Origin of the sequence: Shewanella sp. SG41-4 (assembly GCF_014164505.1) — a bacterium.
In the GTDB taxonomy this organism is placed as follows: Bacteria; Pseudomonadota; Gammaproteobacteria; order Enterobacterales; family Shewanellaceae; genus Shewanella.
The window spans coordinates 1-8,813 of sequence record NZ_JACJFI010000186.1 but is presented as its reverse complement, the minus strand read 5'-3'; the positions used below and the strand labels follow the sequence as shown (position 1 = coordinate 8,813).

Annotated in this window: 9 protein-coding genes and 1 pseudogene; 7 read left to right on the top strand and 3 right to left on the bottom strand. The window is 42.3% G+C overall.

Features of this window, described 5'->3' with window-relative positions:
• Positions 1 to 235 precede the first annotated feature (235 nt).
• The 3 genes from H5202_RS15295 to rlmB are packed head-to-tail and all read left to right on the top strand — an operon-like array spanning position 236 to position 4,155.
• On the top strand, positions 236 to 853 hold the full coding sequence (locus tag H5202_RS15295; RefSeq protein WP_443019416.1) for a tetratricopeptide repeat protein: 618 nt from the start codon (positions 236 to 238) through the stop codon (positions 851 to 853).
• A 37-nt stretch (positions 854 to 890) separates the two neighbouring features.
• Complete coding sequence (gene rnr, locus H5202_RS15290; protein ID WP_182772834.1) at positions 891 to 3,410, top strand: ribonuclease R; 2,520 nt, start codon at positions 891 to 893, stop codon at positions 3,408 to 3,410.
• A 4-nt stretch (positions 3,411 to 3,414) separates the two neighbouring features.
• On the top strand, positions 3,415 to 4,155 hold the full coding sequence (gene rlmB, locus H5202_RS15285) for a 23S rRNA (guanosine(2251)-2'-O)-methyltransferase RlmB (RefSeq protein WP_182772833.1): 741 nt from the start codon (positions 3,415 to 3,417) through the stop codon (positions 4,153 to 4,155).
• Positions 4,156 to 4,341: 186 nt separating this feature from the next.
• Here the strand turns inward: rlmB and H5202_RS15280 are convergent, their stop codons facing one another.
• Positions 4,342 to 5,766 carry an MFS transporter gene (locus H5202_RS15280; RefSeq protein WP_182772832.1) on the bottom strand — a complete coding sequence of 475 codons (1,425 nt, stop codon included), beginning with the start codon at positions 5,764 to 5,766 and terminating at the stop codon, positions 4,342 to 4,344.
• Positions 5,767 to 5,847: 81 nt separating this feature from the next.
• Positions 5,848 to 6,600 carry a DUF481 domain-containing protein gene (locus tag H5202_RS15275; RefSeq protein WP_182772831.1) on the bottom strand — a complete coding sequence of 251 codons (753 nt, stop codon included), beginning with the start codon at positions 6,598 to 6,600 and terminating at the stop codon, positions 5,848 to 5,850.
• A gap of 216 nt (positions 6,601 to 6,816) precedes the next feature.
• Here H5202_RS15275 and rpsF point away from each other — a divergent pair, with 216 nt between their 5' ends.
• The 4 genes from rpsF to rplI are packed head-to-tail and all read left to right on the top strand — an operon-like array spanning position 6,817 to position 8,253.
• Positions 6,817 to 7,209, top strand: coding sequence for a 30S ribosomal protein S6 (gene rpsF, locus H5202_RS15270; RefSeq protein WP_182772830.1), 393 nt, complete (start codon positions 6,817 to 6,819; stop codon positions 7,207 to 7,209).
• A 6-nt stretch (positions 7,210 to 7,215) separates the two neighbouring features.
• Positions 7,216 to 7,518: a primosomal replication protein N gene (priB, locus tag H5202_RS15265; RefSeq protein WP_182772829.1), complete on the top strand. Its 303-nt coding sequence runs from the start codon at positions 7,216 to 7,218 to the stop codon at positions 7,516 to 7,518.
• Between the two features lie 12 nt (positions 7,519 to 7,530).
• Positions 7,531 to 7,758: a 30S ribosomal protein S18 gene (gene rpsR / locus H5202_RS15260; protein WP_101085203.1), complete on the top strand. Its 228-nt coding sequence runs from the start codon at positions 7,531 to 7,533 to the stop codon at positions 7,756 to 7,758.
• Between the two features lie 42 nt (positions 7,759 to 7,800).
• Complete coding sequence (gene rplI / locus H5202_RS15255) at positions 7,801 to 8,253, top strand: 50S ribosomal protein L9 (RefSeq protein ID WP_182772828.1); 453 nt, start codon at positions 7,801 to 7,803, stop codon at positions 8,251 to 8,253.
• 196 nt (positions 8,254 to 8,449) lie between these two features.
• Here rplI and H5202_RS15250 read toward each other — a convergent pair.
• A pseudogene (locus H5202_RS15250) lies at positions 8,450 to 8,813 on the bottom strand (S46 family peptidase); the annotation flags it as partial.

Sequence of the window (8,813 nt, the reverse complement as noted above, 5' to 3'; positions counted from 1 at the left end):
GGGCTTCTGAAAGTTCCATAAAAAAAAATCCGATAATAAAGATTATCGGATTTTCGCAGACTAGAAAGATCGGTCAACCGATCAGTTAAATTTTCTCGTTTTACCGCTTAACTGATCGGCATTACGCGATAAGCGGCCTTTTTAATGGACGCAATTAACGGTTGTAACAGTTTCTATTCAAGAAATACGGTATACTGCCGATGGATAAGTCATGAAAGTGTCATCGAGAATCCTTATGTTGCGTATCTGTTTATTATTGTTGAGTATGGTTTCGATCAATGTCATTGCGGTTACAGAAGCCGTCGATATCTATAGCGATCAACAATTGATTTCGCTCATCCGCTCAAATCAATATTTACAACGCGTAAAAGCAGACGACTGTCAGCTGGTTCAAGATATTGAAGCCCGTGCTGAAGTATTACAGCAACCCATGTACCAGTTTTTATGGGGTGAAATGCTTAATAACGGTGTTTGTGTCAAGGCTCATCCTTCTCGCGGCATGGCGCTGCTACAAACCTCTGCTGAGCAAGGTAGTGCTGAAGCGATGGTAAAATTGGCAGATTATTATTATCGCGGTAAACTAGTGATTAAAGATCCCAATCGTGCAGTGCAATATGTGTTGCCTGCGGCAGCTAATGGGGATTTAACCGCAAGAATGACACTGGTTCGTTTATTTGGTGAAGGCTATGGAAGTCCTGCCGATTATGAACTTGGCTATCATTGGTTATATAACAGTATATTTGATGACGACGCCCAACAGAAAAAGGCCTCGTCTTTACTGCAGATGCTCGCTGCAAAAATGCCCGCCAGTATTGTGGCCAGGGCACAGCAGCCTCAGCTGTACACACGTTAAAGGCTCCACAATATGGAGCGAATTATTTGGAAATTGAATGATCAACGATCCTCATTTTGAGAGAGAACAAGACAAGTACGACAATCCTATTCCTAGCCGTGAGTATATTTTAGAATACTTGCGCGCTCAAAAGTCTCCTGTTACCCGCGATAAAATAGCTGAAGCATTATCCATTACAGATGAAGTGCCATTAGAAGCACTCCGCCGTCGTTTACGTGCAATGGAGCGTGATGGCCAGCTAGTCTTTACTCGCGGGCAAAGCTATGGCTTACCCGAACGGATGGACTTATTGTCTGGTACCGTTTTAGGCCATCGCGATGGATTTGGCTTTTTCAAGCCAGATGAAGGCGGAGACGACTTATTTATTAACAATCGCGATATGCTGATGTATTTTCATGGCGATAAAGTGCTTGCTCAAAAAGCGGGTACTGATCGTCGTGGTCGTCGCGAAGCACGAATTGTGCGATTAGTTCATGAGCGAACTGCTGCATTGGTCGGCCGTTATCACGTCGACGGCGGCATGGGTTTTGTTATTGCTGATGACAGACGCATCACCCAAGAAATATTAATCGCCAGCGAAGATACACTAGGCGCGCGCGCCGGTGATGTTGTAGTGGTTGAATTAACTCGTCGCCCTGGTCGTTTTGTTAAAGCGGCAGCGAAAGTAACTGAAGTCTTGGGTAAAACAATGGCTCCGGGTATGGAAATCGAAATTGCGTTACGTAATTATGATTTACCACATACTTGGTCAGCGATTATTGAGAAAAAACTTAAGCGTATTCCTGACGAAGTTACTGAAGAAGATAAGTTAGGTCGCGTCGATTTACGTCATTTACCGTTGGTTACTATTGATGGCGAAGATGCCCGTGACTTTGATGACGCGGTATATGCTGAGGCAAAACCGAGTGGTGGCTGGCGTTTATGGGTAGCGATTGCCGATGTGAGCCATTATGTTCGTACTGATTCAGCATTAGATACTGAAGCGCGTGCACGTGGTAACTCGGTATATTTCCCATCGCAAGTTATCCCAATGTTGCCTGAGAAAATTTCTAATGGCTTGTGTTCATTAAAGCCTAAAGTCGACCGTTTGTGTATGGTCGCTGAAATGACAATTTCTGCTGCGGGTAAATTATCGGGTACTAAGTTTTATTCCGCGGTAATGCACTCTCATGCACGTTTTACTTATACTCAAGTCGCCGACATGCTTGAAGGTGGCGCTATTGCCCCTGAGCATGACGCGTTATTCCCACATTTATTGTGTTTACAGTCGTTGTATCTGATCTTAGATGAGCGCCGTGCTGAGCGTGGGGCAATCGCTTTTGAAACTCTAGAAACACAGTTTATTTTTAATGAACAACGTAAAATTGATAAAATTGTTCCTAGAGGTCGCAATCAAGCGCATAAAATCATTGAAGAATGTATGATTTTAGCCAACGTGGCGTCGGCGAAATTTGTCAAAAAACACAAAGGTGAAGTGCTATATCGTGTTCACGAAGCCCCGTCTGAACAAAAACTGGCTAATTTCAAAGAGTTTCTTGCTGAACGCGGCTTAAGCATGGATGGCGGACTAGAACCGACTCCGACTGACTATCAAAATCTGATGTTAAAAATTGCTGACCGCCCTGACTTTGAACTCATTCAGGTCATGTTATTGCGTTCAATGCGCCAGGCCGTTTACAGCCCAGACAACGAAGGTCACTTTGGTTTGGCATTAGAAGCTTATTCGCATTTTACGTCGCCAATTCGTCGTTATCCTGATTTAGTATTGCATCGAGTGATTAAATATTTACTCGCAAAAGAGCTTGGCAATATTAGCGATAAATGGACTCAAGATGGTGGTTATCTCTATCAAATTGAAGAGCTAGACTCGTTAGGTGAAGAATGTTCCACTACCGAGCGTCGTGCAGATGAAGCAACCCGTGATGTAAGTGACTGGTTGAAATGTGAATATATGCAAGATCACGTCGGCGATACCTTCGATGCGGTTATTGCTTCAGTGACTAGCTTTGGATTATTTGTCAGATTAAACGAATTATTTATTGATGGATTGGTACATATTTCCAGTCTTGCCAGTGACTATTATCAATTTGATCCGATGCGACAACGATTAATTGGTGAAAATACTCGCCAAGTATATCAAGTAGGCGATCCTGTGGCGGTTAAAGTCGCGGCGGTTAATCTTGATGATCGTCAAATTGATTTATTGATGGTGGGTGACAATACTAAAGGTGCGAGTAAAACTGCGCGTAAAGGCAGTAAGCCTACAACCGCTCGCCAGCGAGTCAATGCTGAAGGTGCTAAGTCAGCTCGAGGCAAATCATCTGCAAAGTCTGACAAACCTAAATCAGATAAGCCTAAGTCTGATAAATCAAAGTCTGACAAACCAAAGTCTGATAAGCCTAAGGCCAGCAAGCGCCGTTCAAGTGGCAAAGCTTCATCTCCAGCTGCAAAACCCGCTGCTGTAAAAAAACCTTCTGCATTTGCACAAAAAGCGGATGCTGAAAAATTAGATTCTAGCGTTAAGAAAAACCCTGCCAAGCGCAGCAAGAGTAAGTAATTAAATGAAAAAACAAGATACCATTTTTGGCATTCACGCCGTTCAAGCTTTGTTAGATAACACCCCTGAACGTGTGATTGAACTTTGGCTATTGCAAGGCCGTGATGACGAACGCTTAACCCCGTTAATTAATTTAGCGTCAACCTTTGGTACAACACTACAACGTGCAGCACGTAAAGTGTTAGATGACAAAGCGGGTAGCTCACAACACCAAGGTATTGTGGCTCGCGTTAAGGCTGTAAAGCCTCTGACAGAAAAAGATTTAGATGAGTTACTTGATAAAACAGCAGTGCCTTTTTTATTGATTTTAGACGGTGTAACTGATCCTCATAACCTTGGTGCATGTTTGCGTAATGCTGATGCGGCTGGAGTACATGCGGTTATCGTACCAAAAGATAACTCCGTAGGGTTAACCTCAACCGTAAGCAAAGTCGCTTGTGGTGCAGCAGAAACCATACCGTTATTCCAAGTGACTAACCTTGCTCGTACTATGCGTCACTTACAAGAGAAAGGTGTTTGGATTGTCGGTACTGCAGGCGAAGCCGAGGGTAATGTATACCAAGCAGACCTTAAAGGGCCGCTAGCGATTGCTATGGGCGCAGAAGATAAAGGTTTGCGTCGTTTATCGCGCGAAGGTTGTGATTCACTAGTATCAATTCCGATGTCTGGAAGCGTGTCTAGTCTCAACGTGTCTGTTGCCACTGGTGTGTGTTTATTTGAAGCGGTTAGACAACGTTTAGGTTAATCACCTATCTATTAGCGATTTTGCGATAGAACACGATCAAAAAACGGCGATATTAATCGCCGTTTTTTATTATCTCGAATTCAGAATATTGATTGTTTTACAAACTGCTTTAACGTGTTAATCAATTCAGAGTGGTTAACGCATTCAAATTTCATCAATGTAATTAATACTATTTAATTAATCAAATTAATGTCTACCGATCTCGTTATCGACATCTTCGTCATCTAATTCTTCATGTCCCAAAGTGCCATCGTTTACTACGCTAGCATAAGCAGTATTATAACCTGCTTGTTCATCGGCATCTTCAAGGTCATCGTCAGTCGAATTTGGCACGGTATCAAAAGCATCATCGGCAGGATTAATCATTTGCTCGTTGACCATTTCAATATTTACACGTGGATCAAATGATGATGCCAACGGCGAACTGACCAAATCACCACCGGCCATAATGTAATCTCCAGTGGCTGTCTGTTCCGCTTTTTGGCGTAAATTAATCCACAGCAACCTAAAGAGTAGGGTAAACGAACAGATTGCCATAAAGCCATATAGCATTTGGTCACCTAAAGCCTGCATTAAACCTGAGGCGACTAAAGGACCAATACTTGCTCCAATACCGAAGGTCACTAATATGGTAGCCGACAGTCCTACTCGCTCGTGTTGTTCTACGCGCGAATTGGCTAATGCAGTTGCTAATGGATATAAGGTGAACGCTAGAATACCAAATACACTGGTTAATATTAATGAATAAACAGAGTGAAATGGAACGACAGTAATAATTAATACAATAATGCCTAATAACGAGCAGTTAATTCTAATTAATAGGCTACGAGAAATAATGTCGGATAATTTACCCATTGGCCATTGGGCTAACAACCCTGCAAAAATGGTACAAGACATGTAGAGTGCAACATGTTCCGGATCAATGCCTTTGGCTGTAGCATAAGAGGGAGCCAGACCATAGAAACAGCCAACAATCATGCTTCCTAACGCTATTGTCGTTAAGGCTTGAGGTGCTCGTTTCCAATACAGACCCATTTGTAATGGTGCCGGGGTTAATGGTTCTGGGTGAATTCTGCGAGTGATTGAAATAGGCACAATACACAATGCAAAGCATATAGAGATTAACAGAAGTGGTTCTATGCCTAAATCGGGATATAAGCTAATGGCTCCTTGGCCAGCCATTAACCCTAAGTAAGATACAATCATGTAACTGGCAAACACGGTGCCGCGTTGGCTATTTTCGGCTTGCTCATTAAGCCAGCTTTCTAACACCATATATTGGCACATCATCCCCATGCCAACAGCAAGGCGTAATACTAACCATATGGTTAAGTTGTCGATTAAAGCATGACCTAGTGCTGATGCCGTGACTATTCCTGCACAGGCAACAAATGCACGGATATGGCCAACTTGAGCGATAAGTTTATGACCAACTTTTGAACCGCAGACAAGGCCAATATAGTAGGCAGACATCATGCCACCAATCCATATTTGCGGTACTTGCATTGTTGTTAGGCTTAATCCTAAGTAAGTTGTTAGTAGGCCTGCAGCAAGCACCATTAAAAAAGTGGTGCTATATAAGGATGCAAAACTGCGTAACGGGCTGTTCATAACTTGACCTTTATTGATTCAATAAGGTCATATTAGCCTTACTGATTGATTGTATTGTGACGCTGAATTTACGGTCTATCACTATTGAAACGTGTACAACAAGTTGAATGTGGTGACGGTATCGGTGTTTTGGCTCTCATCAGGCACAACTTCAGTGTACTTGATGTTCATACCAATTTTAAATGCCCAATCTTGAATGAATGTATTTTTATAACTCATATCAATGGTTAACGTGTTGTTGTCTAAACCTGTTTCGGCTGTTACGTCGGCATTGAAGCTAGTATATTCTTGCAGTTTCACCGTATATTTAGCCGCGGAACGTAAAATGACATCACGGTTTTCATCAGGGTTTGGTTCAGCAATACTGGATTGCGGTTGGTCGTATCGATAACCAGGACCGGCTTCAAGGCTCAATTTAGTTTTAGTGTTTTTAATTAAGTCAAAACCATAACCAGTAGAAATAGTAGAAATACGAGTATAAGAACCAAACTCGTTCCAGGTAAATTCGCCACGACCAAACACATAACCACGTTCTAATTTATAGTTAGACTGTAAAAACAATTCGTATTTTTCCGCAGTCGACTCAGTCCCATCTGCGGCATAATAAGCCTTTAATGTCGCTTCTTGTTTGGTGCTCGGCGAGTCGTAAGTTAAATAAGTACGGCCGTTGAAGTTTTTAGTTTCGTTGTTACCACTGTTTAATTGTAAGCCAGCTTCGACTTCAGCATTAAAACTACTAGGCGGTTCTTGGTAATCAGGGGGTACTAACGCCCATGCCGGAGCAGACAATAAAAAAAGGCAGCATGTTGTTACAATGTTTTTCATGGTCATCATTAGAGTATTTTATTGTTGGCGGCGTAAACGCGGTATTTTGGACTGCCGCCATCATACCTGTAATCAAGATTGCTGAAAAGAGTGAGTTAGTACTTGAGTTTATAGTGCGCTTTATGTATCATCGCGCGCTCAAATCAGTCACTTTAATTCGTTCCTTGCCTCCACATTGGTCTGACTGAGCCAGAAAAGAGGCTACTTAACCGTAAGGAGCAATAAATGCGTCATTATGAAATCGTATTTATGGTTCACCCAGATCAAAGTGAACAAGTCCCAGGTATGATTGAGCGTTACACCGGTGTTATCACCGCTGCTAATGGTACAGTCCACCGTTTAGAAGATTGGGGCCGTCGTCAATTGGCTTACCCGATCCAAGACCTACATAAAGCTCACTATGTTCTTTTGAACGTAGAAGCAACTGCAGAGTCTATCGAAGAACTAGAAACAGCTTTCCGTTTCAACGACGCTGTTCTGCGTAACATGGTAATGCGCACTAAAGCTGCAGTTACTGAAGCTTCTCCTATGGCAAAAGCAAGAGACGAACGTGATTCACGTCGTTCACCTTCTGATGACCGTAATGTAGAAGAAAACGCTGAAGAAAACGCTGAATAATTTTTTGTGAATAATCACTTAGTGTTGTCTGGCACGATAACTCGTACAAGACGACTAGATAGCCCTAGCGGTATAGCCCATGTGGTTCTAACGGTAGAGCATAAATCACAGCGACAAGAAGTAGAAATGTTGAGAAACGTCTACTGTTTGATTCAAGTGGTATTAAGTGGTCCGCGCTTTAACAGCGTTGCAAATAAATTACAAGCTGGTGTGCAAGTTGATGTTGAAGGATTTCTTTCACTACAACAAGGGCGAAATGGACAAAACCGTTTAGTCTTGCATGCTGAAAATGTCGAATTGAAAACTTAGGAGACTGTCAAAATGGCACGTTATTTCCGTCGTCGCAAGTTCTGTCGCTTCACCGCTGAAGGTGTTGTTGAGATAGATTATAAAGATATCGTTACTTTAAAGAATTATATCACTGAAAGCGGTAAGATTGTTCCTAGCCGTATCACTGGTACTAGTGCTAGATATCAACGCCAACTAGCTCGCGCTATCAAGCGTGCTCGTTATCTTTCTCTACTGCCATATACTGATTTACATCAGTAATATTGCAGTATTAATTCCTAATCGAATATAGAGGACTTGATAATGAACGTTATTTTGCTAGATAAAGTTGCAAACTTAGGTAGCTTAGGCGACCAAGTTTCAGTTAAAGCTGGTTATGCTCGTAACTTCCTTTTACCTTATGGTAAAGCAGTTGTAGCAAACGCAGCAAACACTGAAGTATTTGAAGCTCGTCGTGCTGAATTAGAAGCTAAATTAGCTGCTGAATTAGCTACAGCGACTGCACGTGCTGATAAATTAACTGCATTAGAAGCTGTTGTTATTGCTTCTAAAGCAGGTGATGAAGGTAAATTATTCGGATCAATTGGCAACCGTGATATCGCTGATGCAGTTACTGCAGCTGGCGTAGCACTTGCTAAATCTGAAGTTCGTTTACCTTTAGGTGCTTTACGCACTACTGGCAACTTCGAAATTGAAGTTCAAGTACACGCAGAAGTTAAAGCTGTAGTTAAGATTGCTATTGTAGCAGAAGCTTAAGTACTGTTTAGCTCCATAAAAAACACCGCCTCTGGGCGGTGTTTTTTTATGTCTACGATTTAATCGCTATCCCAACTATTGTCCTTGTTAACACAACCTGTTTAGGCTTTGCTGCAAGCTGTTTGAGATCTTTGCATTTCAATTAACATCCAAGTGAACATTTATGTGATGATCACTTGAATATTGTTTACCAGAGTTAGTTCGTTTCTTTTTCAGCAGCAGGGGCTACTGTAACCGTCGCTTTTGCAGGAGCTTTAGTTACAACTTCTGACACTGCTACAACCGCCGCTTTGGCTGTTGTTTTAGTTACAGCTTCTGGCACTACAGCAACCGCCGCTTTGGCTGTTGTTTCAGTTACAGCTTCTGGCACTACTTCAGTCGCCGTTTTGGCTAGTACTTCAGTTACAGCTTCTGGTACTACATCAGCCGCCGCTTTGGCTGGTACTTTAGTTACAGCTTCTGGCACTACTTCAGTCGTTGTTTTGGCTGGTAATTCTGTTTCAGCTGCTGGCACTTCTTCAGTCGTCGTTTTGGCTGGTGCTATGGTTACAACTTCTGGC